Origin of the sequence: Kocuria sediminis, assembly GCF_009735315.1 — a bacterium.
Classification (GTDB): domain Bacteria; phylum Actinomycetota; class Actinomycetes; order Actinomycetales; family Micrococcaceae; genus Kocuria; species Kocuria turfanensis.
Map to the genome: position 1 here is coordinate 181,521 of NZ_WOGU01000006.1, position 25,028 is coordinate 206,548.

Sequence of the window (25,028 nt, forward strand, 5' to 3'; positions counted from 1 at the left end):
TGCGGGCCATGCCCCTGCACCGCTCCAGGACCCCGGCCCGGGCCCGCGGGCGCGCCCGCCGGGCCGCCGCCGCGGGCGCCCTGCTGGCCGCGGTGGTGCTGGCCGGGTGCGGGACCTCGAGCGCGGGGGAGCGCGTCGACGTCTATGCGGCCTCCTCGCTCACCGGGGCGTTCACCGATCTGGCCGCGGCGTTCGAGGAGCAGCACCCGGGCGTGGACGTGGCCCTGAACTTCGCCGGCTCCGCCGACCTCGCCGTCCAGATCGCCGAGGGCGCCCCCGCCGACGTGTTCGTCGCCGCGGACGAGCCCACCATGCAGCGTGTCCTGGCCTCGGGGCGGGCGGTGGGCGAGCCGGTGGAGCTGGCGAGCAACCGCCTGACGATCGCCGTGGCCGAGGGCAACCCGCACGGGGTGCGCTCGCCGGCCGACCTCCGGCGGACGGACCTGGCCACCGTGGTCTGCGCCGAGCAGGTCCCCTGCGGCCGGGCCGCCCGCGCGCTCGAGGAGCGCGCCGGGGTCGCCCTGCGGCCGGTGAGCGAGGAGAACTCCGTGACCGACGTCCTGGGCAAGGTCCGCTCCGGCCAGGCCGACGCGGGACTGGTCTACGTCACCGACGTGGCCGCCCACGAGGGCGAGCTGGACGGCGTCCCGCTCCCGGGCGCCGCCGCCTCCGCGAACACCTACTCGGTGGTGGGCCTGGACGGGGCGGCGCAGGACCGGGCCGCGGAGTTCACCGCCTTCGTGACCGGCCCCGCCGGCCGGGAGCAGCTGCGGCAGGACGGCTTCGACGTGCCGGGCTGACCGGCCCCGGCGGCGGGACCCGAGTGCGCCCGGACCGCCGCCTCAGGGACCCGCCGGCACCCGGCCCCGATTCCTCCCGAGCCCCGATCCCTTCGAGCCCGACCACCACTGACCCCGACCACGAGCACAGCGAACCAGGAGACCAGCATGAGCGAGCAGCACGGCACCGACCCCCGCGAGACCCACCGGAACATCCTGGTCGAGACCCGCGGCCGCGTCGGGATCATCACGCTCAACCGGCCGAAGGCCCTCAACGCCCTCGACGAGGCGACCCTGCGCGAGGTCGTGTCCGCGTCCGCCGCGCTGGACGCCGACCCCGGGATCGGGGCGATCGTGCTGACCGGTTCGGAGAAGGCCTTCGCCGCGGGCGCCGACATCAAGGAGATGGCCGGGCGCGGCGCCCCGGAGATGTACCTCGCGGACTGGTTCGCGGGCTGGGAGGCCTTCACCCGGGTGCGCACCCCCGTGATCGGCGCCGTGGCGGGCTACGCCCTGGGCGGCGGGTGCGAGCTCGCGATGATGTGCGACATCCTCCTCGCCGCGGACACCGCCCGCTTCGGCCAGCCCGAGATCAACCTCGGGGTGATCCCCGGGATGGGCGGCTCCCAGCGGCTGGCCCGCGCGGTGGGCAAGGCCAAGGCCATGGACATGGTCCTCACCGGCCGGATGATCGACGCCGAGGAGGCCGAGCGGATCGGGCTCGTCTCCCGGGTGGTGCCCGCGGCGGACCTGCTCGAGGAGGCGCTGGGCGTCGCGGAGACCGTCGCCGCGAAGTCCCTGCCCTCGGTGCTGGCCGCGAAGGAGGCCGTCAACGCCGCGTTCGAGACGACGCTGGCGCAGGGCGTGCAGTTCGAGCGCCGGCTCTTCCACGCGCTGTTCGCCACGGAGGACCAGAAGGAGGGCATGGCCGCGTTCGCCGAGAAGCGCGAGCCGCGGTTCACCCACCGCTGAGCCCGGCCCCGCGCCCGGGGCGCTGCCCGCCGGGGGCGCTACCGTGGTCCCATGTCCACACCGCCGATCGACGCGTCCGCCTGGCAGGTCCGCGAGTCCGCCCTCGACCCCGACGCCCGCGGCGCCCTGGAGTCCGTCTTCGCCCTGGCCAACGGGTACGTCGGGGTGCGGGGCACCCTGGACGAGGCCCAGCCCAGCGCCTCCCGGGGCACCTTCATGTCGGGGGTCTACGAGTACCACCCCCTGTCCTACCCCGAGGGCGGCTACGGGCACCCCAAGCACGGGCAGGCCGTCATCGGCGTGGCCGACGGCAGCACCGTGCGCCTGCAGGTCGACGGCGTGCCCCTCGACGTCCGGGAGACCCCGCCGGAGGAGCACGACCGGGTGCTGGACCTGCGCGAGGGCACGCTGCGCCGGGAGACCGAGTGGCGCACCCCCCGCGGCGCCCGGATGCGCCTGACCTCCACGCGCCTGGTCTCGCTGGCCCAGCGCTCGGTCTCGGCCGTCCGCTACGAGGTCGAGGCCGTGGACCGCGCGGTCCAGGTCGTGGTGCGCTCGGACCTGGTGGTCAACGGCACCCCGCCCAAGGTGGAGAACGCCGACCCGCGGGTGGCCGAGGTCCTGGAGCGGCCCTTCCGCGCCCGGCTCAACCGCCGTCACGACACGGGCGGGGTCCTGGTGCACCGCACCCACGGCAGCGGGATCGGCGTGGCCGCCGCCGTGGACCACGCCGTGGAGCTGCCGGACGGCGGCGCCGTCAGCACCCAGGGCGACGACGACCAGGTCGTCACCACGCTCGTGGCGGACCTCCGGCCCGGCGAGCGCGTCGGGTTCGTCAAGTACCTCTGCCACGTCATGTCCACGGACGACCCCTCCGTGGACCTGCAGGAGCGGGCGCTCGCCGCGCTGGACGGTGCCCGGCACCGGGGCTGGGACGGCCTGCTCACCGCCCAGCGTGCCGAGCTGGACGAGTTCTGGGACGGCGCCGACGTGGAGGTGGACAGCGACCCGGAGGTGCAGCTGGCGGTCCGCTTCGACCTGTTCCAGCTCCTGCAGTCCTCCGCCTGCGTCAACGGCGCCCCCGTCGGCGCGAAGGGCCTCACCGGCGGCGGCTACAGCGGGCACACCTTCTGGGACATCGAGGGCTTCGTGCTGCCGGCGCTGGCCCTGCTGCGCCCGCTCGACGCCGCCCGGCTGCTGCGCTGGCGCTCCTCCACCCTGGACCGGGCGCGGGAGCGGGCGCAGGTCCTGGACCTGGCCGGCGCCTCCTTCCCCTGGCGCACCATCGACGGGCACGAGACCTCGGCGTACTGGCCGGCCAGCACCGCCGCCATGCACGTCAACGCCGGCATCGCCCGGGCGTTCGGCTGGTACGCCGACGTCACCGGCGAGGACCTCACCACCGTCGGCGGCGTCGACGTCCTCGTGGAGACGGCGCGCGCCTGGGCGGCCATGGCGCACGAGGACCACGAGGGCGCCGTCCACTACCGCGGGATGACCGGCCCGGACGAGTACACCGGGGTGGTCGACGACAACGTGTTCACCAACCTCATGGCCCGGCGCAACCTCCGGGCGGCCGCCGACGCGTGCGAGGCGCACCCCGAGCACGTGGGGCGGCTCTCCGTGACCGCGGAGGAGCTCGAGCGCTGGCGGGCCGTGGCGGAGGCGATCCACCTGCCCTACGACGCGGCGTGCGGGGTCCACCCCTCCAACGAGGGGTTCACGACCTACCGCGAGTGGGACTTCGAGGCCAAGCGGGACGGGTACCCCGTGGAGGAGCACTTCCACTACGCGAAGATCTACCGCCGCCAGGTCGTCAAACAGGCGGACCTGGTCCTGGCCCTGTGGTGGTGCGCCGAGGAGTTCACCCCCGAGCAGGCCGCCCGGGACCTGGACTACTACGAGCAGCGCACCGTCCGCGACTCGTCCCTCTCCGCCTGCGTCCAGGCGGTGGTCTGCGCCCGCGTGGGCCACCTGGACCTCGCGTACCAGTACCTGCGCGAGTCCGCCCTCGTGGACCTGCGCGACATCCAGCAGGACGCCGAGCAGGGGCTGCACCTGGCCTCCGCCGCCGGGTCGTGGCTCGCCGTGGTCTGCGGGTTCGGGGGCCTGGACCCGGCCGGCGGCGAGCTGCGCCTGGCCCCCCGCCTGCCGGAAGACCTGCACCGGATCGCCTTCCGCCTCCGGTGGCGCGGCCACCGGCTCGGCGTGGAGGTCACCCGCTCCGGCACGACCGTGCGGCTGCTGGACGGCGCCGCCGGCGAGGTGGCGCTGCGGATCGACGGTGCGCCCCTGACCGTCACGGCCGACCGCCCCGCGAGCGCCCCGCTGCGCACCCCCCGCCCGTCCACTTCCACCCCGCGCCAGCCCCCGGGCCGCGCCCCGCGCGCCCCCCACAGGCCGTGACGCTCCCGCGCCCGCACCGGCTACCCTGGCCGGGTGGGTGAGATGTGGAGCGGGCCGGAGCCCGGCGGGACGGAGCCCCCGCCGGACGTCCCGGGCGGGTGGGACCCGCACGACCCCGGGGCGGCCGGTGGGACGAGTGCGGCGCCGTCCGCGGCTCTCGAGGTGCTCACCCGCGTCTGGGGCTACGACGCCTTCCGCGGGCAGCAGGCCGAGGTCATCGAGACGGTCGTCCGCGGCGACGACGCGCTGGTGCTCATGCCCACCGGCGGCGGCAAGAGCCTGTGCTACCAGATCCCCGCGCTCGTCCGGGAGGGCACCGGGGTGGTCATCAGCCCGCTCATCGCGCTCATGCACGACCAGGTCGACGCCCTCGAGCAGCTCGGGGTGCGCGCCGCGTACCTGAACTCCACCCAGACGGTCGAGGAGCGCCGCGCCGTCGAGGGCCGCCTCCTGGCCGGCGAGCTCGACCTGCTCTACCTCGCCCCCGAGCGCCTGCCCGTGGCCGCCGACCTGCTCGACCGCGCCCGGATCGCGCTCTTCGCCGTCGACGAGGCGCACTGCGTGGCCCAGTGGGGCCACGACTTCCGCCCCGACTACCTCGGGCTGACCCTCCTGCACGACCGGTGGCCGCGGGTCCCGCGCATCGCCCTCACCGCGACCGCCACCGCGGAGACGCGCGAGGAGATCGTCCGCAACCTCCGCCTGGACGGCGCCCGCGTCTTCGTCTCCAGCTTCGACCGGCCCAACATCCAGTACCGCGTGGGACCCAAGAAGGACGCCCGCCGGCAGCTGCTGCAGCTCATCCGGACCGAGCACAGCGGCGAGGCCGGCATCGTCTACTGCCTGTCCCGCGCCTCGGTGGAGCGCACGGCCGAGTGGCTGGCCGCCCAGGGCGTGCCCGCGCTGCCGTACCACGCCGGCCTGCCCGCCGAGCTGCGCGCACAGCACCAGACCCGCTTCCTGCGCGAGGACGGGATCGTCATGGTCGCGACCATCGCCTTCGGCATGGGCATCGACAAGCCCGACGTGCGCTTCGTCGCCCACCTCGACCTGCCCAAGAGCGTGGAGGGCTACTACCAGGAGACCGGCCGCGCCGGGCGCGACGGGCTGCCGTCGACGGCGTGGCTGGCCTACGGGCTGCAGGACGTCGTCCAGCAGCGGCGGATGATCGAGGACGGCGAGGGGGACCGGCAGCGCAAGCGCGCCCAGACCCTCCACCTGGACGCGATGCTCGCGCTGTGCGAGACCGTGCAGTGCCGCCGGCAGCAGCTGCTGCGCTACTTCGGCGAGACCAGCGGACCGTGCGGCAACTGCGACACCTGCCTCAGCCCGCCCGAGGCCTTCGACGGCACGGTGCCGGCGCAGAAGCTCCTGTCCACGATCGTGCGGCTGGACCGGGAGCGGGGCCAGCAGTTCGGCGCCGGGCACCTGGTGGACATCCTGCTCGGCCGGGAGACCGAGCGGGTGGTGCGGATGCGCCACACCGAGCTCACCACCTTCGGCATCGGCACCGAGCTGGGCGAGCAGGAGTGGCGCGGGGTGGTGCGCCAGCTGCTGGCCCAGGGCCTGCTCCAGGTGCAGGGCGAGTACGGCGTCCTGGCGCTCACCCCCGCGGCGGGGGAGGTGCTGCGCGGGCAGCGGGAGGTCCGGCTGCGCCGCGAACCCGAGCGGGGCAGGACCGTCCGCACGCCGCGGACGGGCGCCGCACGTCCGGTCCTCGACGAGCCCCAGCAGGAGCTCTTCCAGCAGCTGCGGGCCTGGCGCGCCGGCGTGGCGAAGGAGCAGGGCGTGCCGGCGTACGTCGTGTTCAACGACGCGACCCTCGCCGCGATCGCCCAGGCCCGGCCGAGCACGCTGGGCGAGCTGCGCGGCATCTCCGGCGTCGGCGACGCCAAGCTCGAGCGCTACGGCCAGGCCGTCCAGCAGGTCGTCGCCGGCGACTGAGCTCCGCCGCCCGCCCGGACCCGCATCTGCGCCTGGCATCTCGTGCGGTCGGCCGCAGATGCGGATAGCATGGCGCCATGACCGAGATCAGGATCGCCGACGCGGCCCGTTTCCTCGGCGTCAGCGACGACACCGTCCGGCGCTGGATCGAGCAGGGCACGCTGGGCAGCACCCGGAGCGCCACCGGCCAGAGTGTGGTGGACGGACTGGAGCTGGCCCGGCTGCTCAAGGAGCGCTCCGTCCGGCCCGAGGACCCCGCCCGGGTCGCCAGCTCGGCGCGCAACCGGTTCGTGGGCCTGGTCACCGAGGTCGTCTCGGACACCGTGATGTCCCAGGTCGAGCTGCAGTGCGGCCCGCACCGCGTGGTCTCGCTGATGAGCACCGAGGCCGTCCGGGACCTGGGCCTGGAGCCCGGCCGCGTGGCCACGGCCGTCGTCAAGTCGACCGACGTGGTCGTCGAGACTCCCGGGACCTGAGGTCGTGGTGCAGACCGGGCCCCCCGTCCTCACCGGCCGGCCGGCAGGGGCCGGCCGGGTCCGCGGCGCCGTGATCCGGCGCCGTCCCCGCGGCTTCAGCACCGTGCCCGGCTGGGTGTGGGTCCCGGCGGCCCTGGGCGCCCTGGTGGTGGTCCTGCCGGTGCTCGGCATGCTCGCCCGGGTGGACTGGGCCGGGTTCCTCGGCCTGATCGGCTCGCCCTCGGCGCTGCGCGCCCTCGGACTGAGTCTGCGCACGGCCGCGGCGAGCACGGCGCTGTGCGTGCTCCTGGGCGTGCCCCTGGCGCTGCTGCTGGCCCGCACCGAGTTCCCGGGCCGGCGCGCGCTGCGCGGCCTGGTGCTGCTCCCGCTGGTCCTGCCGCCCGTCGTCGGCGGTCTGGCCCTGCTGTACACGTTCGGGCGCCACGGCCTGATCGGCCGCCACCTCGAGCTCGCCGGGATCAGCATCGCCTTCTCGACCGCTGCCGTGGTGCTCGCCCAGACCTTCGTGTCCCTGCCGTTCCTGGTCGTCAGCCTGGAGGGTGCGCTGCGCACCGCGGGGGAGCGCTACGAGCGGGTCGCCGCGACCCTCGGGGCGGGCCCCGGCACCGTGCTGCGCCGGGTGAGCCTGCCGCTGGCCATGCCGGGACTGGCCTCGGGGGCCGTGCTCGCCTTCGCCCGCAGCCTGGGGGAGTTCGGGGCCACCCTGACCTTCGCGGGCAGCCTCGAGGGCGTCACCCGCACGCTGCCGCTCGAGATCTACCTGCAGCGCGAGACGGACCCCGACGCCGCGATCGCGCTCTCGCTCGTGCTCGTGCTGGTCGCGGTGCTCGTCGTGGGGATCTCCGCACCCGGCCGGCTCCGGAGCTCCGGGCCGCGGGCAACCACCGGGCCCGGCGCAGGGGCCGGCGCAGGGACCGGCCCAAGGGCGGGGGCATGAGCCTGCAGGCCACCGTCCGGCTGCGCGCCCGGGACCTGGACCTGGCCGTGTCGGTGGCCGACGGGCAGACCCTGGCGGTCACCGGGCCCAACGGGGCGGGCAAGTCCTCGCTGCTGGCGGTCGTCGCCGGGCTGCTCGTGCCGGACACCGGCCGGGCCGCCCTGGACGGGCGGGTCCTGTTCGACCTCGACGCCGCCGGGCGCGGCCCGTGGGTCCCGGCGCACGACCGCGGGGTGGTCCTGCTCGCCCAGGACCCGCTGCTGTTCCCGCACCTGAGCGTGCTCGAGAACGTCGCCTTCGGGCCCCGCTCCCGAGGGGCGGGCCGGCGGCGGGCCCGGGCTGTCGCCGGGCAGTGGCTCGAGGCCGTGGGCGCCGCCCCGCTGGCGCACCGCCGCCCCGCGGCGCTGTCCGGAGGACAGGCCCAGCGCGTGGCCGTGGCCCGCGCGCTCGCCGCCGACCCGCAGCTGCTGCTGCTCGACGAGCCCTTCGCCTCCCTCGACAGCACCGCCGCCCCGGCCCTGCGCGAGCTCCTGCGGCGGGTGCTCGCCGGGCGCATGGCCGTGGTCGTCACGCACGACCCCGCCGACGTCGAGGCCCTCGCCGACGCCGAGGTCCGCCTCGAGCACGGGCGGGTCGCCGCCGCGTCCTGAGGCGGCCTCCGCCCGCCCGCTCCGCGCCCTCCGGCTCAGCGCCCTCCCGCTCCGCGCCCTTCGGCTCCGCTCTCCCCGGCTCGGTCCGTCTCAGTGTGGATCTCCTCGGTGCGGTCCTCCTCGGTGCGGTCCTCCTCGGGCCGGTCCGCCCGGATGCCGCCCACGATCAGCAGGCCCAGCTCCCGGTAGGCGCCGGGGCCCTCGACCCCGCCCAGGCCGGTGCGCTGCTGGATCCGGTCCATGGCCGAGGAGATCACCTCCGCGATGAACCCGGTGGGCACGGGGCGGAACTCGCCGCCGGCCACGCCCTCGGCCACGAGCTCGGCGAGCTTGGCCGAGGCGATCCGCGTGTTGCGCTCGTAGACCTCCGAGGCTACGGGGGAGCCGGCCACGTCCTGCAGGAACCGGGCCGAAGCCGGCCGCAGCTGCTCGGCCATCGCCTCGAGATAGGCGCGCAGCCGCCGGCCCGCCCCGCCCGGACCGCGCAGGGCCTCCTCGGTGCCCCGGCTGACCTGTTTGAAGAACGCCACGAGCACCGCCCGCACCAGATCCTCCCGGTTGCCGGCCAGGGCGTAGATCGTGGCCTTGGAGCAGTGCAGCCGCGCCGCGGCGCCGTCCATGGTGAACCCGCGGAAGCCCTCGCGCAGGAAGATCCCGAGCAGCTCGTCGAAGAGCTGCTGCTGGCGCGGCGTGCGGGCCGCGGCCCCGCGCGCCGCAACTAGTGGGGTGAGGTAAGTCACAGTACGATATTACTCACAACCGTACTGTTCGACCCGGTCCCGGCGGGCCACCACTCCGCCCGGGCCGACGAGAGGACATCCCATGACTCCGGTCCTGCGCGGGGAATCCCCGTCCGTGGAGCACGTCGCCGGCATCCCCTTCCCGGACGCCGACCTCTTCTCCTTCGCCGCCCTCCTCCCGCCCGCCGAGCGCGCCCGGCTGGCCGACCTGCACGCCTTCCTCCAGGACCAGGTCCGCCCCGCGGTCACGCCGTACTGGAACCGCGAGGAGTTCCCGGCCCACCTGCTCCCGGCCCTGGCCGGGCACGGACTGGGGGAGCTGGAGCTCTCCGGGGCGAGCCGGCTGTTCCGGGGGCTGGCCTACGCCGAGGTCGCCCGGGCGGACGTGTCCCTGTCCGCCCTGGTCGGCATCCACAACGAGCTCATCCTGGGGCTGATCGACGCGCTGGGCTCGCCCGAGCAGAAGGCGCGCTGGCTGCCGGAGCTGCGCTGCTTCCGCGCCCTCGGCGCCTTCGCCTTGACCGAGCCCGAGCACGGCTCCGACATCGCCGGGGGCCTGGCCACCACGGCCGTCCGCGACGGGGACGAGTGGGTGCTCACCGGGACCAAGCGCTGGATCGGGGCCGGCACGATCGCCGACGTCGCCATCGTCTGGGCCCGGGACACCGCCGACGGGCAGGTCAAGGGCTTCCTCGTGGAGACCGACCGGCCCGGCTGGTCGGCCTCGAAGATCGAGCACAAGATCGGGCTGCGGATCATGCAGAACGCCGACGTCGTCCTGGACGAGGTCCGCGTCCCCGCCGCCAACGCCCTGCCCGGGGCCGGCAGCTTCGCCGCCGCCAACGAGATGCTGCGCAACTCCCGGGCCTGGGTCGGCTGGCAGGGCGCCGGGGTGCAGCTGGCGATCTTCGACGTGGCCCGCGCCTACGCCCTGGCCCGGACCCAGTTCGGCCGGCCGCTCGCCAGGTTCCAGCTCGTGCAGGAGCCGCTGGCCCGGATCCTCGGCAACGCCACCGCCTCCCTCGGGCTGATGGCCCAGATCGCCCGGCTGCAGGAGGACGGCACCTTCGACATGCCGCACGCCGCCCTGGCCAAGGCCACCACCACGTCCCTGGCCCGGGAGTCGGCCGCCCTGGGGCGGAACCTCCTCGGCGGCAACGGCGTGGTCACCGACCACGAGATGGCCAAGCTGTTCAACGACGTCGAGATCCTCTACACCTACGAGGGCACCTACGAGATCAACGCCCTGATCGTCGGCCGCGCCGTGACCGGCGTCTCCGCCTTCGTCTGAGCCACCCCACCCGGGCCACCCCGCCCCCGAAAGGACCCCATGGACGTCACCGACACCTCCGCCCTCGTCACCGGCGCCGCCTCCGGGCTCGGCGCCGCCACCGCCGCGATGCTCGCCGGGCGCGGCGTGCGGGTCGTGGCCGTGGACCTGCCCGCCGCCGTCGACACCGCCCCCGACGTCCCCGGCGTGCGCTACGTGGCCGCCGACGTCACGGACCCCGACGCCGTGCGCGAGGCCGTGGCCGCCGCGGACGGAACCGGGCCCCTGCGCACCGTGGTCAACTGCGCCGGGATCGGGCCCTCCGCCCGGGTGCTGGGCAAGCGGGGGGTGCACGACCTCGACCTGTTCGAGACCGTGCTGCGGGTGAACCTCCTCGGCACCTTCACGGTCCTCGCGCTCGCCGCGGAGCGGATCGCCGCTACCGACCCCGTGGACGACGACGGGCAGCGCGGGCTGATCGTCAACACCGCCTCCGTCGCGGCGTTCGAGGGCCAGGTTGGGCAGGCCGCCTACGCGGCGTCGAAGGGCGGGGTGCACAGCCTGGGCATCACCGCGGCCCGGGACCTCGCGAGCTCCGGCATCCGCGTGAACACCATCGCCCCCGGCGTGATCGAGACGCCCATGCTCGCGGCGGTGAGCGAGGAGTTCCGGCAGGGGCTCGCCGCGGGCGTGCCGTTCCCGCGCCGGCTCGGCCGGCCGCAGGAGTTCGCCCAGCTCGTCGCGTCCTTCCTGGACAACGACTACCTCAACGGCACCACCGTCCGGATGGACGGCGCCCTGCGGATGGCCCCGCGCTGAGCCCCCGCGGCGGATCACCGCCGGCGGATGCCCAGTGGTGGCCGCGCTCCCGGGCAACCGGGCGCCGGTGCGGTCGGTCCGGGAGCGGTGCCACAGCGCGGACGCCCTGACGGAACGGCCGGCGACCGGAACGGGCCGACGGGTTGCGAAGCCTCGGTCTCGGCCCGTTGCCCTCAGCGAGGGTCCGAGCCCTGTTCCGTGGTCAGGCCGCGAACCACTCGGCCAGCCAGCCCCGCATGAGCGTGATCTCCGCCTGCTGGTCCTCGATCATTGTCTCCGCCATGGCCCGGAGCTCCGGGTCGGTGCCCATCTGCAGCTCCATCTCGGCCATCTCGACGGCCATCCGGTGATGGGTGATCATCTCCTCGAGGAACGCCCTGTCGAACTCGTCCCCGGACAGCTCCGCGAGCTCGTCGGGGCTCATGCCGTCCATCTCGCCCATCATGTCGCCGTCCATCTCGCCGCCGTGCCCGTGACCGCCGTGGTGGCCGTGGTGGTGGTGGCCGTGGTGGTGGCCGTGGTGCTCGGCATCGTTCTCGGCCGCCAGCCGGTCGGCGGCGGCCTGCAGCTGCTCGATCTCCGCCGACTGGGCCTGGACGATGGTCTCCGCGAGCTCCCGGATCTCGGGGCGGTCGGACTTCTCCACGGCCAGCTCGGCCATGTCGATCGCCCCCTGGTGGTGCGGAATCATCATGACGGCGAAGTGGTGGTCGTGCTTCGTGTGCTGTTCGGTGCTGATCTGCGTGGAGGCGGGGGCGTGCGCCGGGGATGCGACTGCCGCCGTCGCCCCGGCACCGGTCAGGGACAGCGCCAGCGCGGTCCCGGCGGCCAGGCGCGTGAACGTGGAAGTCATGAGAAACCCCTCCTGGACAGGAGCCCGTAGCGGGGTTGTGGGTGATGCTGTTCGGTCCGGTCGACCCCGAGGTGAGCCGAAGTCGTGCATCCACGGTAGCCCCGCGGGTGGTGCTGCATCCGGGGTGCAGGGTGCTGGGTGGTGGATCTTCATCGAACCTTCAACCGGAGCCGGCCCGGCGCGGCCGGCCAGGCTCCGGTGCGGTCCCGGCTCATCCATGGACCGGAGCGCATGACCACCTCGACGTCGACCTCGGTCTCGCGAAGACCGTGCTGCGCACCACCGTCCGGGTGGACGGCGCCCTGCGGATGACCCCGCGCTGAGCCCGGCGGCCGGGGCGGGGCCGCCCGGGCTACCCGACGTGGACGCCGGGGCGCCGGCCGGGGTCGGGCTCGTGCTCGCGGAGGATCTCGCGGACCACCGGAGCGGTGTCGCCCTGGCCCAGGAGCAGATAGCGCACCAGGTGGGCGACGGGGTTGCCCTCGGACCAGTCGAAGTAGGCCTCCGGGACCACGCCGGTGGCGTCGCGCAGGGCCAGCAGGATCGCGGCGATGGCGTTGGGGGCGGCGGGGCTGGCGGCGCGGAGGATGCGGTGGCCGTCGACCTCCACGCCGTGCACCTCCAGCTGTGTGCTGAAGTCGGAGGGGTCGCTGATCTCGATCTCGAGGAAGACGACGTCCGCGGTACCGGGGACGGGGTTGACCCGTCGCTGGACGGCCTCCTTCGCGGCGTAGCGGGTCCCGGTGGTCCCGGCCGGTTTGTGGGCGACGATGTCCAGGCGACCGTCGTAGACCAGGGAGTCCTCGATGAACCGGCGGGCCGCGGGGTCGAAGGTGATGCGCTCGACGCGCAGCTCGGTGGTGCGGTAGATCCGGGAGATCAGCGAGATGGTGATGATCCCGGTGATGAAGAACGCCGAGATGACCAGGCCGTCGGGCTGCAGGACGATGGTGTCGACCAGGGCGTAGCCCAGGACGAGCACCAGTGCGGCGAAGCCGGCCGCGGGCCCGCGCCGGTGGCGCCGCAGCGCGGAGACGGTCACGGCCACCGCCCCGGAGAGCATCATCACCAGCACCCCGGTGGCGTAGGCGCCGGCCTGGGCGTCGACGTCGGCGCGGAAGACCAGCGTGATGCCGATGCTGATCGTCGTGTAGACGAGCACCACCGGGCGCACCAGCCGCCCCCACTCCGGGGCCATGCCGTAGCCGGGCAGATAGCGGGGGACGATGTTGATCAGCCCGGCCATCGCCGAGGCGCCGGCGAACCAGAGGATCAGGATGCTGGACAGGTCGTAGGCGGTGCCGAAGGTCTCCCCGAGGTGCTCGTGGGCCAGGTAGGCCAGGGCACGGCCGTTGGCCGCACCGCCCGCCTCGAACTCCTCGGCCGGGATCAGCACCGTGGTCACGAAGGACGACCCGATGAGGTAGCCGCTCATGATCACGGCGGCGGCGGTCAGCAGCCGGCGGGTGTTGTGGATCCTGCGGGCGAGCCGCTGGGCCGGGGTGGCGCCCTCGGCGGCGACCAGGGGCATCATCGACACCCCCGTCTCGAACCCGGACAGGCCCAGCACCAGCAGGGGGAAGGCCAGCACCGACAGAGCCACGACCTGAGCCGGGCCCCCGGAGCGGGTCAGTTCCTGGGTCCACCCGGTCAGGAGTTCCGGTGCGGCGGCGATCTCGAGGATCCCCTCCCCGATGACCACCGCGTTCAGTCCCAGGAACACGGCCACCAGCGGCACGGCCACGGCCACCGCCTCCGTGAAGCCCAGCAGGAACACCCCGCCGAGCACCACCAGCAGCAGCACGGTGACGGCCACCTGGTGCCCGTGCAGGAACGCCGGGGCGTAGGGGTTCTCCAGCACGTGCACGGTCGCATCGGCCGCGGAGAGGGTGATGGTGATGATCCACGAGGTCGCCACGAACCCCAGCAGGACCAGCACGAAGACCTTCCCGCGCCAGAACGGCAGCAGACGCTCGAGCATCGCCACCGAGCCCTGACCGTACGGGCTCTCCTGGGCGACCCGCCGGTACATCGGCAGCATCCCGGCGAGGGTCAGCACGACGATGAGCAGGGTGGCCAGCGGGGAGAACACCCCGGCGGCCAGGGCGGCGATGGCCGGGAGGTAGGACAGGGTGGAGAAGTAGTCCACCCCGGTCAGGCACATCACCTTCCACCAGGGCTGGACCCGCTCGTCGGCCGCGGCGACGGCCGGTCCCACCGGGTGTACCTGGTGGGCGGCCAGCCACCGGGACAGCCGGCTCCGGGGTGCCGCGGGAGCGGCGCGGACGACGCGGGCGGGCATGGCGCGGGCGACGGGGGAGTACGCCGTGACCCGGTGTCCCCGCTGCGGCCGCCGGTCGGACGGGTGGGAGGGGCGCACGGTCATGGAGTGCTCCCGGCGCGCGGGGCCGGGCGGGCCGGAGCCGCGGCCCACGGCGCGGGGCGCGGCTGGTGGCGCATCCCCTGGTACTTCCGGCGCTGGATCCTGCTGACCCGGTCGGCGACCCCTTCCGCGGAGGACACGGGATCCGGGCCCAGGAGCGGGTCGTCCCCGGACTGGTACCGGCTGGTCCAGACCTGCAGCACCGCCCAGGCCACGGCGGTCAGCGGCACGGCCAGCACAGCGCCGGCGACCCCGCCGAGCACGCTGCCGGCGGCCAGGGCCAGGAGCACGACCAGCCCGTGCAGGCTCAGGGTGTGCCCCATGACCACCGGCTGCAGGAAGTAGCCCTCGAGGTGGTTGACGACCACCACGATGATGACCACGACCAGTGCCGGGACCGGGCCGTTGGCGACCAGCGCCACCAGGGCCGCCACGGTTCCGGCGACCAGGGCCCCCACGACGGGCACGAAGGCGGTGAGGAAGACCAGCGCCGTCAGCGGCACGACCAGGGGCACCCCCACGACCCACAGGCCGGCGCCGATGAAGGCGGCGTCGACGGTGGCGATGAGGCAGATCCCGCGCACGTAGGAGCCCAGGATGCTCACGGCCCGGTCCCCCGACTCGGACAGCTTGGCCCGGGTGTCCCCGGCGAACCAGCGCAGCACGAAGCTCCACATCCGGGGCCCGTCCTTGAGGAAGAAGAACAGGATGATGGCCATCAGCACGGAGCCCGTCAGGACCTCCGAGGCGACCGTCAACCCGGTCAGGGCGCTCTCCCGGGCGTCGGCGCTGGTGAGGTAGTTCCCGACCTCGGCCAGGGCCGCGTTGACGGTGGCCGCATCCACCGGCACGGGCAGCGGGCCGGCGGCGAGGAGCTCCTGGACGTGCCGCCAGCCGGAGGCGGCGGCGACGACCAGCTCGTCGAGGCCCCCTCGAATCCCGAGCACCACCCCTGTGACGGCCCCGCCCAGCACGACGAGCAGGCCCAGGAAGACGGTCGAGGCGGCGCCGGTGCTGCTCCAGCCGTGCCCGGTCAGCCGGCGCACCAGGGGAAAGGCGGCCGAGGCCAGGATGAGCGCGATCAGCGCGGCCAGCACGATCACCTTGATCGCCAGCAGCCCGTAGAGCACGAGCGTGACGACCGCGGTCACGGCCAGCAGCTGGATCGCCCGCGAACCGGCCCGGCCCAGGCCGTCGGCCCACGGCGAGACCGCCGGCTGCGCGGCCGGCGGCACGGCACCCGCCGGGACGCCGGACGGTGCGCCGCCCGGCGACGCTCCGCCGGGCGGCGTCACGGCGGTGGGGGAGGGAAGGATCTCCCGACGATCCGGCCGCAGGCGCCGGTGAGGGAGGAGCGGAAAGGTGCGCACAAGGACCACTTCCTACGGCCGAGAGGCGCCGACGCGGCTCATGGTACGCCGCTCCGCGGGTGAAAGACCCTCGTGTTGCGAAGAGGACGAGGGCCGCCGGTGTAGCCATCGGCGGGATGGGGGTCTACGGTGTGCCCACCGCCCGCACGAGCGGGCCGGGCCCCGGAACGGAGGACGGTGACCCCGGTGGGCGTCAGGATCGAGGACTACGCCCTGATCGGTGACCTGCACACCGCGGCCCTGGTCGGCCGCGACGGGTCCATCGACTGGTTGTGCCTGCCCGACTTCGACTCCCCGGCGTGCTTCGCCGCGCTGCTCGACACCTCCGAGGCGGGACGGTGGCTGCTGGCCCCGGCCGGTGCCCAGCGGTGCACCCGGCGCCGGTACCGGCCCGGGACGCTGGTCCTGGACACCGAGTGGGACACCCCCACCGGACGGGCGCGGGTGGTCGACCTCATGCCGCCGCGGGAGGAGCACTCCACCGTGGTGCGCATCGTCGAGGGCCTGAGCGGCTCCGTGGCCATGCGCACGGAGCTGGTGCTGCGCTTCGACTACGGGCATGTCGTGCCCTGGGTCCGCCGCGCGCCCGGGGGCATCCGGGCGATCGCGGGCCCGGACGCGGTGTACCTGGCCACCCCGGTGCCCCTGCGCGGGGAGCACTTCCGCACCCTGGGGGAGTTCACCGTGACGGCCGGGGAGACGGTGCCCTTCGTCCTGACCCGCGCCCCCAGCCATCGGCCGCGCCCGGACGGCGTCGAGGCGGCCGCCGCGTGCCAGGCCACGCAGGAGTTCTGGGACCGGTGGTCTGCGCGGAGCCTGGCCACCGGCCCCCACCGGGAGGCGGTCCAGCGCTCCCTGATCACGCTCAAGGCCCTCACCTACGCCCCGACGGGCGGGATCGTGGCGGCGGCGACCACCTCGCTGCCCGAGCAGCTCGGCGGGCCCCGGAACTGGGACTACCGCTACTGCTGGCTGCGCGACGCCACCCTGACCCTCCAGGCCATGCTCGCGGCCGGCTACACCGAGGAGGCCGCCGCGTGGCGTGAGTGGTTGCTGCGGGCGGTGGCGGGCGACCCGGCCGAGCTGCAGATCATGTACGGCATCGACGGCCGCCGCCGGCTGCCCGAGACGACGCTGCCGTGGCTGGGCGGCTACGAGAGGTCGTCGCCGGTGCGGATCGGCAACGCCGCCGCCGGCCAGCTGCAGCTCGACGTGTGGGGAGAGGTCCTCGACGGGCTCGCGCTGACCCGCACCACCGCGCTGGGCCCGAAGGAGGAGGCCTGGGACATCCAGACCGCGCTGATGGACCACCTCGAGGGCGCCTGGCGGACCCCGGACAACGGACTGTGGGAGGTGCGCGGGCCCCGGCAGCACTTCACCCACTCCAAGGTCATGGCCTGGGTCGCCGCCGACCGGATGGCCGCGGGGGTGCGCCGGTCCGGGCTGCCCGGGCCCGTCGAGCGGTGGGAGGCGCTGCGGGACACCATCCACGCCGACGTGCTGCGGCACGCCTTCGACGCCGAGCGCAACACCTTCGTGCAGGCCTACGGCAGCGCCGCCCTGGACGCAGCCCTGTTGCTGATCCCCCGCACGGGCTTCCTCCCCCCGGACGATCCCCGGGTCGTCGGCACCGTGGAGGCGATCGAGCGGGAACTGACCGAGGACGGGTTCGTGCTGCGCTACCACACCGGGCGCACCGACGACGGACTGCCCGGGGGCGAGGGGGTGTTCCTGGCGTGCTCCTTCTGGCTGGTCGACGCCCTCCACGGCACCGGGCGCCGCGACCGGGCCGTGGCCCTGTTCGAACGGCTCCTCCGGCTGCGCAACGACGTCGGGCTGCTGAGCGAGCAGTGGGACCCCCGCACCCGCCGGCACCTGGGCAACACACCGCAGGCCTTCAGCCACTTCAGCCTCGTCAACAGTGCCCTGCAGCTCCACCACGGACGCGCCCACCGCAGCGACGCCGCCATCCCCTCCAGGGGGCCGGCGCCGGTCAGCCCAGGGAGTGCAGGCTGAAGGCGGCCAGGAAGCCCAGCGTGGCGATCAGCCCCGAGTACAGGGCGGCCTTCTCGAAGGCCTCCGGGATCATCGTGTCGGTGATCATCGCCAGGATGGCCCCGGCCGCCACGGCGTTGACGAAGGCCAGCGTGGTCGGCGGAGCCCCGTCCAGCAGCAGGTAGCCGGCCAGGGCCGCCAGTCCCGAGGCCGCCGCGATCGCCCCCCAGATGCCGAACACGTAGCCGGGGCCGCGCCCGGCCCGCTTCCACCCCGCCGTGCTGGAGAGGCCCTCGGGAACGTTGGAGATGAACACCGCGGCGAACATCGGCAGGCTCAGCCCGCCCCCGGTGAGGAAGCTCAAGCCCAGCACCATGGACTCCGGCACCCCGTCCAGCAGCGCCCCGATGGCGATCGCCCCGCCGCTGCTGCTGTGCTCGGCCTGCGAGGGCTGCTGCGTCCCGGAGCGTTTGCGGTGCCGGGCGCCGTGACGGGCCAGCAGGACGTTGAGGGCCACGTAGACCACCGAGCCCGCTAGGAAGCCCGAGGCGGTGGGCGCCAGCCCGCCCTCGTCCGCGGCCTCCTGGACGAGCTCGAAGGCCAGCGCCGAGATCAGCACACCGGCTCCGAAGGCCATGACGACCGCGACCACCCGGGCCGGCACCTGCACGAACCACGCAATCGCGCTGCCCGCCAACAGGGCACCACCCGCCAGCAGACCGGCACCACCGGCCAGGAGCCATTCCGGCACGGCACTCCTTCCGTCTCGAGCGTTCGCACTCGTCACGGCACAGCTCATACCCTTCCCGGCGGATCGTCAAACGAGGTCCACGGTCCCGGGTCCGCGCCGGGACCGAGCAGTCCGCCGCCCCGGGCCGTCGCCGTTCCCCGCAGGACCGGGACCGCCGGGAGGCCCGGCGCGTCCGTGCCCCGATGCCGGGTGCCAGCGTGCGGGCCGCTCCCCGTCGGGCGGTCGGGCGGATCCGCGGACCCATAGACTGGGGCGCATGACCACCGACTTCTCTCCCGTGGACCTCGCGACCGCCCGTGAGCGCCTCCGCCGGCTGATCATCGACCTCGCCGTGGTGCGCGGCAGGGTCACCCTGGCCAGCGGCATCGAGGCCGACTACTACGTGGACCTGCGGCGCGTGACCCTGCACCACGAGGCCTCCCGCTACGTGGGCCAGGTGATGCTCGCCATGTTCGACGAGGCCGGGATTCCCTTCGACGCCGTGGGCGGGCTGACCATGGGCGCCGACCCGGTGGGGCACGCGATCATGTACGCCGCCGGGGACCGGGGGCGGGCCGTGGACGCGTTCGTGGTCCGCAAGGCCCAGAAGAGCTACGGGATGGGCCGTCAGGTCGAGGGCCCCCCGGTGGCCGGGCGCGACGTCGTCGTCGTCGAGGACACCTCCACGACCGGGGGCTCGGCGCTCACCGCGGTGGAGGCCCTGCAGCGGGCCGGCGCCAACGTGGTGGCCGTGGCCATCATCGTGGACCGGCGCACCGGCGCGAAGGAGCGCATCCAGGAGACCGCGGGCGTGCCGTGCCTCTACGCCTTCACGAAGGACGAGCTCGGACTTGACTGACCCCGCCGTCGAGGCTCCCGCCGTCGAGGCCGCCGCGGCCGGGCCCGCGGTGGGCGTCGGCCCGTGGGAGGGCCCCTGGCCCGAGGGCGCGCAGTGGGACCCGGAGCTGCTGGCGCACGGAGACCGGCGCAACGTCGTGGACGGCTACCGGTACTGGACCATGGAGGCGATCGTCGCCGACCTCGACACCCGCCGGCACGGCTTCCACGTGGCCGTGGAGAACTGGCAGCACGACCTCAACATCGGCTCCGTGGTGCGCACCGCCAACGCCTTCCTCGCCCGGGAGGTGCACATCGTGGGGCGGCGGCGCTGGAACCGGCGCGGCGCCATGGTCACCGACCGCTACCAGCACGTGCGCCACCACGCGAGCGTCGAGGAGTTCACGGCCTGGGCGGCCGCCGAGGGGCTGCCCGTCATCGGGATCGACAACTTCCCGGACTCCCGGCCGCTGGAGACCTACGACCTGCCGGAGCGCTGCGTGCTGGTGTTCGGGCAGGAGGGGCCGGGGCTCAGCCCCGAGATGCACGCCGCGGCGGGGGCGACCCTGTCGATCGCCCAGTTCGGCTCCACCCGCTCGATCAACGCCTCCGCCGCGGCCGCCGTGGCCATGCACGCGTGGGTCCGCCGCCACGTGTTCGGCCAGCCGCCGGGCTGAAGCGCACGACCCGTGACGGCCCTCCGTCGTCCCCCGGCGACGGTTTGGCTAGAGTGGGAGGCAGGCCACACCCGACCCGAAGGAGCCAGCATGCCCATCGCAACCCCTGACGTCTACGCCGAGATGATCGACCGCGCCAAGGAGAAGGGCTTCGCCTACCCGGCGATCAACGTCACCTCCTCCCAGACCCTCAACGCGGCCATCCGCGGCTTCGCCGAGGCGGGCTCGGACGGCATCATCCAGGCCTCCACCGGCGGGGCCGCCTACTGGTCCGGGGCCTCCGTCAAGGACATGGTCACCGGTTCGCTCGCGATGGCGGCGTTCGCCCGCGAGGTCGCGAAGAACTACGACGTCAACATCGCCCTGCACACCGACCACTGCCCGCAGGACAAGCTCGAGGGCTTCGTGCTGCCGCTGCTGGAGGAGTCGGAGAAGGCCGTGGCCCGCGGCGAGGACCCGATCTTCCAGTCCCACATGTGGGACGGCTCGGCGATCGAGCTCGACGAGAACCTGAAGATCGCCCAGGAGCTGCTGGCCCGCACGCATCGGGCCAAGATCATCCTCGAGGTCGAGATCGGCGCGGTCGGCGGCGAGGAGGACGGCGTGGAGAACGCGATCAACGAGAAGCTCTACTCCACCGTCGAGGACGGCCTGGCCACCGTGGAGGCCCTCGGCGCCGGGGAGAACGGCCGCTACCTCACCGCCCTGACCTTCGGCAACGTGCACGGGGTGTACAAGCCCGGCGGGGTCAAGCTGCGCCCGGAGCTGCTGCAGCAGATCCAGCAGGAGGTCGGCAAGAAGCTCGGCAAGGACCGGCCCTTCGACCTGGTCTTCCACGGCGGCTCCGGCTCCACCGCCCAGGAGATCGCGAACTCCGTGGAGTACGGGGTGGTCAAGATGAACGTGGACACCGACACCCAGTACGCCTTCACGCGCCCGGTCGCGGGGCACATGTTCACCAACTACGACGGCGTGCTGAAGGTCGACGGCGAGGTCGGCAACAAGAAGAAGTACGACCCGCGCGTGTGGGGCGCCCTGGCCGAGGAGAACATGGCCGCCCGCGTGGTCGAGGCCTGCCAGAACCTCGGCTCCGCCGGGACCTCCGTCAAGTAGCGGCACCACCCTCCGCGGCCGCGGGGGACCGGCGGCGGCGCCCTGCCCGAGCGGGGCGCCGCCGTCGTCCGTCCCGTGCCGCCCCCGTACGCATCCCGCAGCTCCGCGCACCGAAAGGACCCCTTCCCCCATGAGCCTCACCGGCAAGAACCTGCTCGACGGCCCCGACCCCACCTACCTCTCGGCGGACCCGGGACTGGCCGAGCGCATCGAGGCGGGCGACGAGGCGGAGGACCTCGCCGCACGCTTCCCGAAGGCCTCCCTCGCGTGGGCGATGTGCGCCGAGGACGCCCTCGCCGAGGGCCGGACGCTGGAGGGCTACGCGTTCGCCCGCGTGGGCTACCACCGCGGCCTGGACGCCCTGCGCGGCCACGGCTGGAAGGGCCACGGGCCCATCCCGTTCTCCCACGAGCCCAACCGCGGCTTCCTCCGCGCGCTGTCCGCCCTCGGCCGGGCCGCGGCCGCGATCGGCGAGTTCGACGAGGCCGAGCGCATCCAGAAGTTTCTCAACGACTCCGACCCCACCGCCGCGGAGCAGCTGCAGCGCTGACCCGGCGGCCCGGGCCCGGGGACGTGCCCGGACCCGCGCCGGTCAGGGCGTGCCGGATCCCGGCCCGCGGCCGCGGCTGTCGCCGGGGCCGTCGCCCCTGCCGCGGCGGGGCCGGCGCGGACGCCAGGACGGGCGGGGCCAGTCCCGCCTCGGCAGGCGCACGTTCCACTCACCGGCCCCGGGCAGGCGCCACCCCCGGCGCCGGGCGAGGACGGTGACCGTCGCGGCGGTGAGGATCGCCGCGGCCATGCCCCAGTTGGGCCGGCCCAGGCCGTGCAGGACCGCCATCTCGGCGCCGGCGATCACCGCCCCGGTGGCGTAGAGGGTGTTGCCGCCGAAGATCATCGGCACCCGCCCCACGGCGATGTCGCGGATCATCCCGCCGCCCACGGCGGTGATCACCCCGATCATCACGGCCGGCAGCCAGCCCAGTCCGACGTCGAGGGCCTTGGCGGTGCCCGTGGCCGCCCAGCAGCCCACGGCCAGGGCGTCGGCCACGATCAGCACGCGGTGGGTCCACCTGCCGCGCAGCTGCAGGAAGAACGCGACGGCGGCCCCGGCGATCGCCGTGCCGAGGTAGGCGGGATTGGTCAGCGCCACGGGAAAGCCCACCTGCAGCAGCGTGTCCCGCAGCAGGCCGCCGCCGAGCGCGGAGACGACGGCGAGGAACACGAAACCGACCGGGTCCATCCGCAGCTGGCGCGCGACCGCCCCGCCCAGCACGCCGTTGGTGAGCACGCCCAGCAGGTCCACGGCGTCGAACACCACGCTCGGATCCGTATTTCCCACGACCACCTCATCCACGGCACACCGACGCCCGAGGGTAGCACCCGGGCCGCTCCCGCCCGGAGGGAGCGCTCAGAGGAAGGGTCGCAGCGGCACCAGGACGGTCTCGGCGAACCACGCCGCGGGGGACCGTTCGTCCCACTGCCCGGCGGTGAGCTCCCGGCAGTTCTCGCTGTCCGCGGCGAAGACCGCCTCCATATCCGCGGCGAAGTCGCGGTCGTGGATCTCCAGGTTGGTCTCGTAGTTGAAGCCCAGGCTCAGCCGGTCGATGTTGGCGGTGCCCACGATCGACCACTGCCCGTCGATGGTGGCGGTCTTGGCGTGGATCATGGCGTGGCGGTAGAGCAGCACGGTGATGTCCTCGGCCAGCAGCGTGGAGTAGAAGCCCCGGGAGAGCCAGTCGGCGAGGACGTGGTTGGAGTTCTCGGGCAGGATCACGCGCACGTCCACCCCGCGCCGGGAGGCCTCGATCAGGGCGGAGAGGATCTGCTGGTCGGGGATGAAGTAGGCGGTGGTCAGGTAGATGTGGTCCGTGGCCCGGTGGATCGCGTCGAGGTAGACGCCGCGGATCGGGTACACCAGGCTGGCCGGGATGTTGTTGATCGCCCGCACCCGGGAGTCCCAGGAGCCCGGGTTCACGTGCGGCAGCTTGGGCCGCCGCGCGGAGGGGTGGTTCCACACCGAGGCGAAGGAGTGGCCGAGCTCGAAGGCGGCGGGCCCGGTGAGCCGCACGTGGGTGTCCCGCCACTGGGTGGCGTAGAGCGACCCGATGTTGTACCCGCCCACGAAGCCGACCTCCTGGTCGACGACCAGCAGCTTCCGGTGCGTCAGTCCGGTGGCCTGCAGCGGGCTGAGCAGCAGGCGCGGGCGCAGCACGGGGAACCGGTAGACGTGCACGTCGGGGTGGAAGCGGTAGAAGGAGTGCGGGACCACCAGGTTGCCGAAGCCGTCGTACATCACGTGCACCTGCACCCCGCGGGCGGCGGCGTCGTTGACGGCCTCCAGGAAGGCCCGGCCGACCTCGTCGTCCTTCCAGATGAAGGTCTCCAGGAGGACCTGGCGCTGCGCGCCCCGGATCGCGGCGAGCATGTCCCGGTACAGGTCCTCACCGTAGGTGTACACCGTGGTCCCGGTGTCCGCGACCGTGTGCTCGAAGGTGCCGGGCCGCGGGAAGCCGGAACGCTTGGCCCGCTTCCGGCGCTTGATCGCGTCCGTGGCCACCAGGGTGGCCACCACCGCTGCCTGGACGGCGACCATGCCCACGGCCGAGCGGACGGCGAGGGAGCGGAGCATGCGGGGACCCGTGGCGCGAGGGGACGTCATCTGCAAAGCGTACCCGGGGCGGCGCGGGCCGGAGGGTGGCCGCACGAGCGCCGCTCCCGTTCCGCCGCGCGTGGTCGTGCTGACCGCGGACGGCACGCCTCTGCCGGCCAACGAGGCCGCCCTGCGCCGCCTCGCCGACGTCACGGTGGTGACCCGCGAGGGCCTGGCGGGGTGCGGCGCCGGGTGCACGGCCCGTTCCGAGGCCCCCGACGTCGGCACGGTCGTCCCCGCGGCCGAGCCGGCCGATTCTGGGCGATGGACGACGTGCACGCGTCCGCGCACCTGTGCGGTGACGTCGAGGGGTGGCGGGACGAGCTCGCGGCCCAGTTCGGGGACAGCCTCCGGCGGTGGGCGGCCGGGGAGCCGCTGCGGCACGCGGTGGACAAGGCGGCCGGCTGCGTCCGGTCCTCCTGAGAGGCGGGCCGGGGCCGCGGCGAGGGAGCGGCCGGCCCGCGGGGGCCGAGGTGGCCGACCGGTGGATCCGGTCTGCGCCTGGACGGGGTCCTCGGCGTCCCGGCGGCCGGGGTGGTGGGGAACGGCTTGTGGCGAGGGCGGAGTGCTGTCAGGCTTTTCCTGTGCCAGGCCCCGACGTCCCGTGGCGCGGAACCGTCACCACGACCGACCGGAGGTGCGCGTGAGCACGCCGCTCCCGGCCACACCGGCCGACCCGTCCGGGTTGGCCGAGATCGCCGACGCCGTCGTGGGGCTGGGCGAGCAGCTGCGGACCGTGACCGCGGACGCCCTGGTCGAGGCGGTGATCCGGCAGGCGGTGCAGACGCTGCCGGGGGCGCGGTGGGCCAGCATCACCACCCTGCGCCACGGCACGTTCCGGACCCTGGCCGCCACCGGCGAGCGGGCCCTGGAGGCCGACGCCCTGCAGTGCCGGGTGGGCTCGGGCCCGTGCGTGGACGCGGCGCTCGAGGACAGCGTGCACCGCTCCGGGGACCTGGCCCACGACGCCCGCTGGCCGGAGTACGGGGCGCAGGTCGCCCGGGAGCTCGGAATGCGCAGCGCGCTGGCCTACCGGCTGACCCTGGTCGCGGACCCGGACCTGGTCGCCGCGCTGAACCTGTACTCCGACGTCCCCGACGCCTTCGACGCGCAGACCGAGTGGGCCGGCACGATGCTGGCCACCCACGCCGCGTGGGCGGTCTCGACGGCGCTCACCCAGGAGCGGGCCGAGAACCTGGAGCTGGCGCTGCAGTCCAACCGGGAGATCGGCACCGCCATCGGGGTGCTGATGGCCCAGCACAGGCTCACCCGCCAGCAGGCGCACGAGCTGCTGCGCCTGGCCAGCCAGGACAGCAACCGGAAGATGGCGGACATCGCCACCGAGGTCGTGGACACCGGGGAGCTCTCGCTCCCGCGCCGGCCCGGCCGTCCCGCACCGGGGGCCCGGGCGGACTGAGCCGGCAGCG

23 protein-coding genes are annotated in these 25,028 nt (G+C 74.4%); 16 read left to right on the forward strand and 7 right to left on the reverse strand.

Features of this window, described 5'->3' with window-relative positions; all coding sequences use genetic code 11:
- Positions 1 to 8 precede the first annotated feature (8 nt).
- The 7 genes from modA (at position 9) to GMA12_RS09100 (ending at position 8,164) form a co-directional block, all read left to right on the forward strand.
- The gene (gene modA / locus GMA12_RS09070) at positions 9 to 800 is read left to right on the forward strand and encodes a molybdate ABC transporter substrate-binding protein (protein WP_156269184.1); all 792 of its coding nucleotides are present in this window, start codon (positions 9 to 11) and stop codon (positions 798 to 800) included.
- A 147-nt stretch (positions 801 to 947) separates the two neighbouring features.
- The gene (locus tag GMA12_RS09075; protein ID WP_156269185.1) at positions 948 to 1,751 is read left to right on the forward strand and encodes an enoyl-CoA hydratase; all 804 of its coding nucleotides are present in this window, start codon (positions 948 to 950) and stop codon (positions 1,749 to 1,751) included.
- Between the two features lie 51 nt (positions 1,752 to 1,802).
- Positions 1,803 to 4,157 (forward strand): glycoside hydrolase family 65 protein, encoded by a 2,355-nt coding sequence (locus tag GMA12_RS09080; RefSeq protein WP_156269186.1) that lies wholly within the window; start codon positions 1,803 to 1,805, stop codon positions 4,155 to 4,157.
- Positions 4,158 to 4,199: 42 nt separating this feature from the next.
- The gene (gene recQ, locus GMA12_RS09085; RefSeq protein WP_156269254.1) at positions 4,200 to 6,101 is read left to right on the forward strand and encodes a DNA helicase RecQ; all 1,902 of its coding nucleotides are present in this window, start codon (positions 4,200 to 4,202) and stop codon (positions 6,099 to 6,101) included.
- Between the two features lie 77 nt (positions 6,102 to 6,178).
- Positions 6,179 to 6,577, forward strand: a complete 399-nt coding sequence (locus GMA12_RS09090) for a TOBE domain-containing protein (RefSeq protein ID WP_156269187.1) — start codon at positions 6,179 to 6,181, stop codon at positions 6,575 to 6,577.
- A 70-nt stretch (positions 6,578 to 6,647) separates the two neighbouring features.
- Positions 6,648 to 7,514 (forward strand): ABC transporter permease, encoded by an 867-nt coding sequence (locus GMA12_RS09095; protein ID WP_162459686.1) that lies wholly within the window; start codon positions 6,648 to 6,650, stop codon positions 7,512 to 7,514.
- Positions 7,511 to 8,164, forward strand: a complete 654-nt coding sequence (locus GMA12_RS09100; RefSeq protein WP_156269188.1) for an ATP-binding cassette domain-containing protein — start codon at positions 7,511 to 7,513, stop codon at positions 8,162 to 8,164. The genes GMA12_RS09095 and GMA12_RS09100 overlap by 4 nt, the downstream gene beginning before the upstream one ends.
- A 35-nt stretch (positions 8,165 to 8,199) precedes the next feature.
- Here GMA12_RS09100 and GMA12_RS09105 read toward each other — a convergent pair whose 3' ends face one another.
- Positions 8,200 to 8,904, reverse strand: coding sequence for a TetR/AcrR family transcriptional regulator (locus GMA12_RS09105; protein WP_206064666.1), 705 nt, complete (start codon positions 8,902 to 8,904; stop codon positions 8,200 to 8,202).
- Positions 8,905 to 8,986: 82 nt separating this feature from the next.
- Here GMA12_RS09105 and GMA12_RS09110 point away from each other — a divergent pair, with 82 nt between their 5' ends.
- Both GMA12_RS09110 and GMA12_RS09115 read left to right on the forward strand, forming a co-directional pair.
- Positions 8,987 to 10,195 (forward strand): acyl-CoA dehydrogenase family protein, encoded by a 1,209-nt coding sequence (locus tag GMA12_RS09110; RefSeq protein ID WP_156269189.1) that lies wholly within the window; start codon positions 8,987 to 8,989, stop codon positions 10,193 to 10,195.
- Between the two features lie 39 nt (positions 10,196 to 10,234).
- Entirely contained in the window at positions 10,235 to 10,993 is a 759-nt protein-coding gene (locus GMA12_RS09115; RefSeq protein WP_156269190.1) for an SDR family NAD(P)-dependent oxidoreductase, read from the forward strand.
- A 202-nt stretch (positions 10,994 to 11,195) separates the two neighbouring features.
- On the opposite strand, the gene GMA12_RS09120 is transcribed toward GMA12_RS09115, so the two are convergent.
- From GMA12_RS09120 to GMA12_RS09130, 3 genes are all read right to left on the reverse strand, one after another.
- Entirely contained in the window at positions 11,196 to 11,846 is a 651-nt protein-coding gene (locus GMA12_RS09120) for a DUF305 domain-containing protein (RefSeq protein ID WP_162459671.1), read from the reverse strand.
- 352 nt (positions 11,847 to 12,198) lie between these two features.
- Positions 12,199 to 14,148, reverse strand: coding sequence for an APC family permease (locus tag GMA12_RS09125; RefSeq protein ID WP_156269257.1), 1,950 nt, complete (start codon positions 14,146 to 14,148; stop codon positions 12,199 to 12,201).
- A gap of 80 nt (positions 14,149 to 14,228) precedes the next feature.
- Positions 14,229 to 15,464: an AI-2E family transporter gene (locus GMA12_RS09130; RefSeq protein ID WP_162459672.1), complete on the reverse strand. Its 1,236-nt coding sequence runs from the start codon at positions 15,462 to 15,464 to the stop codon at positions 14,229 to 14,231.
- Positions 15,465 to 15,785: 321 nt separating this feature from the next.
- Between GMA12_RS09130 and GMA12_RS09135 the strand changes: the two genes are divergently transcribed.
- A complete protein-coding gene (locus tag GMA12_RS09135) occupies positions 15,786 to 17,615 on the forward strand; it encodes a glycoside hydrolase family 15 protein (RefSeq protein WP_370830951.1) in 1,830 nt (609 codons plus the stop codon).
- Here GMA12_RS09135 and GMA12_RS09140 read toward each other — a convergent pair.
- Positions 17,593 to 18,345, reverse strand: coding sequence for a ZIP family metal transporter (locus GMA12_RS09140; RefSeq protein ID WP_162459673.1), 753 nt, complete (start codon positions 18,343 to 18,345; stop codon positions 17,593 to 17,595). The genes GMA12_RS09135 and GMA12_RS09140 overlap by 23 nt on opposite strands.
- 256 nt (positions 18,346 to 18,601) lie before the next feature.
- Here GMA12_RS09140 and pyrE point away from each other — a divergent pair, with 256 nt between their 5' ends.
- The 4 genes from pyrE (at position 18,602) to GMA12_RS09160 (ending at position 21,501) form a co-directional block, all read left to right on the forward strand.
- Positions 18,602 to 19,183, forward strand: coding sequence for an orotate phosphoribosyltransferase (pyrE, locus tag GMA12_RS09145; RefSeq protein ID WP_156269193.1), 582 nt, complete (start codon positions 18,602 to 18,604; stop codon positions 19,181 to 19,183).
- Entirely contained in the window at positions 19,176 to 19,838 is a 663-nt protein-coding gene (locus GMA12_RS09150) for a TrmH family RNA methyltransferase (protein ID WP_156269194.1), read from the forward strand. The genes pyrE and GMA12_RS09150 overlap by 8 nt, the downstream gene beginning before the upstream one ends.
- A gap of 90 nt (positions 19,839 to 19,928) precedes the next feature.
- On the forward strand, positions 19,929 to 20,951 hold the full coding sequence (gene fbaA / locus GMA12_RS09155; protein ID WP_156269195.1) for a class II fructose-bisphosphate aldolase: 1,023 nt from the start codon (positions 19,929 to 19,931) through the stop codon (positions 20,949 to 20,951).
- 130 nt (positions 20,952 to 21,081) lie between these two features.
- The gene (locus GMA12_RS09160; RefSeq protein ID WP_156269196.1) at positions 21,082 to 21,501 is read left to right on the forward strand and encodes a DUF3151 domain-containing protein; all 420 of its coding nucleotides are present in this window, start codon (positions 21,082 to 21,084) and stop codon (positions 21,499 to 21,501) included.
- 42 nt (positions 21,502 to 21,543) lie between these two features.
- Here the strand turns inward: GMA12_RS09160 and GMA12_RS09165 are convergent, their stop codons facing one another.
- Both GMA12_RS09165 and GMA12_RS09170 read right to left on the reverse strand, forming a co-directional pair.
- Positions 21,544 to 22,290 carry a trimeric intracellular cation channel family protein gene (locus GMA12_RS09165; protein ID WP_162459674.1) on the reverse strand — a complete coding sequence of 249 codons (747 nt, stop codon included), beginning with the start codon at positions 22,288 to 22,290 and terminating at the stop codon, positions 21,544 to 21,546.
- A 69-nt stretch (positions 22,291 to 22,359) separates the two neighbouring features.
- Positions 22,360 to 23,610, reverse strand: a complete 1,251-nt coding sequence (locus GMA12_RS09170; protein ID WP_240898725.1) for a phospholipase D-like domain-containing protein — start codon at positions 23,608 to 23,610, stop codon at positions 22,360 to 22,362.
- Positions 23,611 to 23,865: 255 nt separating this feature from the next.
- Here GMA12_RS09170 and GMA12_RS09175 point away from each other — a divergent pair, with 255 nt between their 5' ends.
- On the forward strand, positions 23,866 to 24,024 hold the full coding sequence (locus tag GMA12_RS09175) for a hypothetical protein (protein ID WP_206064667.1): 159 nt from the start codon (positions 23,866 to 23,868) through the stop codon (positions 24,022 to 24,024).
- 220 nt (positions 24,025 to 24,244) lie between these two features.
- The gene (locus tag GMA12_RS09180) at positions 24,245 to 25,018 is read left to right on the forward strand and encodes an ANTAR domain-containing protein (protein WP_370830954.1); all 774 of its coding nucleotides are present in this window, start codon (positions 24,245 to 24,247) and stop codon (positions 25,016 to 25,018) included.
- Positions 25,019 to 25,028: the final 10 nt, after the last annotated feature.

Bases quoted from the DNA above. Each gene is read 5' to 3' on its own strand.
- modA (WP_156269184.1), top strand. From the start codon at position 9: ATGCCCCTGCACCGCTCCAGGACCCCGGCCCGGGCCCGCGGGCGCGCC.
- GMA12_RS09075 (WP_156269185.1), top strand. From the start codon at position 948: ATGAGCGAGCAGCACGGCACCGACCCCCGCGAGACCCACCGGAACATC.
- GMA12_RS09080 (WP_156269186.1), top strand. From the start codon at position 1,803: ATGTCCACACCGCCGATCGACGCGTCCGCCTGGCAGGTCCGCGAGTCC.
- recQ (WP_156269254.1), top strand. From the start codon at position 4,200: ATGTGGAGCGGGCCGGAGCCCGGCGGGACGGAGCCCCCGCCGGACGTC.
- GMA12_RS09090 (WP_156269187.1), top strand. From the start codon at position 6,179: ATGACCGAGATCAGGATCGCCGACGCGGCCCGTTTCCTCGGCGTCAGC.
- GMA12_RS09100 (WP_156269188.1), top strand. From the start codon at position 7,511: ATGAGCCTGCAGGCCACCGTCCGGCTGCGCGCCCGGGACCTGGACCTG.
- GMA12_RS09110 (WP_156269189.1), top strand. From the start codon at position 8,987: ATGACTCCGGTCCTGCGCGGGGAATCCCCGTCCGTGGAGCACGTCGCC.
- GMA12_RS09115 (WP_156269190.1), top strand. From the start codon at position 10,235: ATGGACGTCACCGACACCTCCGCCCTCGTCACCGGCGCCGCCTCCGGG.
- GMA12_RS09120 (WP_162459671.1), bottom strand. From the start codon at position 11,846: ATGACTTCCACGTTCACGCGCCTGGCCGCCGGGACCGCGCTGGCGCTG.
- GMA12_RS09125 (WP_156269257.1), bottom strand. From the start codon at position 14,148: ATGCCCGCCCGCGTCGTCCGCGCCGCTCCCGCGGCACCCCGGAGCCGG.
- pyrE (WP_156269193.1), top strand. From the start codon at position 18,602: ATGACCACCGACTTCTCTCCCGTGGACCTCGCGACCGCCCGTGAGCGC.
- fbaA (WP_156269195.1), top strand. From the start codon at position 19,929: ATGCCCATCGCAACCCCTGACGTCTACGCCGAGATGATCGACCGCGCC.
- GMA12_RS09160 (WP_156269196.1), top strand. From the start codon at position 21,082: ATGAGCCTCACCGGCAAGAACCTGCTCGACGGCCCCGACCCCACCTAC.
- GMA12_RS09170 (WP_240898725.1), bottom strand. From the start codon at position 23,610: ATGACGTCCCCTCGCGCCACGGGTCCCCGCATGCTCCGCTCCCTCGCC.
- GMA12_RS09175 (WP_206064667.1), top strand. From the start codon at position 23,866: ATGGACGACGTGCACGCGTCCGCGCACCTGTGCGGTGACGTCGAGGGG.